The organism is Romboutsia sp. 13368, from assembly GCF_018336475.1.
In the GTDB taxonomy this organism is placed as follows: domain Bacteria; phylum Bacillota; class Clostridia; order Peptostreptococcales; family Peptostreptococcaceae; genus Romboutsia.
Genome location: NZ_CP048741.1, coordinates 1,097,083 through 1,097,540 on the forward strand (window position 1 = coordinate 1,097,083; position 458 = coordinate 1,097,540).

A 458-nucleotide genomic window follows, 5' to 3' on the forward strand; every position below is an offset into this window, starting at 1 on the left:
AATTTAGAGATTTAGAWAGTGAGTTTAARATAGTTATAGTAGTTGATATGTGGYTAACAGGATTTGATGTTCCTTCACTTGATACTATGTATATAGATAAGCCTATGAAAGCTCAYAATTTAATGCAGGCAATAGCTCGTGTAAATAGAGTATATCCTGGTAAAAGTGGAGGATTAGTAGTTGATTATATAGGTCTTAAAAAAGAATTATTTGATGCACTTAAAACTTATACTACAAGAGACCAAGACAAGATACAAGAAAATGAAGAAGCTAAAATAATAGCACTAGATATATTAGAAATACTAAGAAATGAATTTCATAAGTTTGATTATGAGCCTTTCTTTGGTGATAGTGATAAAGTAAGGTATGAGTTGATTAGAGATGGAGCAGAATTTGTTCAATTTATAGAGTCAATAAAAAACATCTTTATGGAACAAACTAAAAAATTAAAAGATGTT

The 458-nt window shown here is 28.2% G+C and carries 1 protein-coding gene; it reads left to right on the forward strand.

Annotated elements, in window-relative coordinates:
- Positions 1-458 (forward strand): type I restriction enzyme subunit R domain-containing protein (locus G3997_RS04460; RefSeq protein ID WP_296648726.1); only part of this gene is annotated, 458 nt, incomplete at both ends.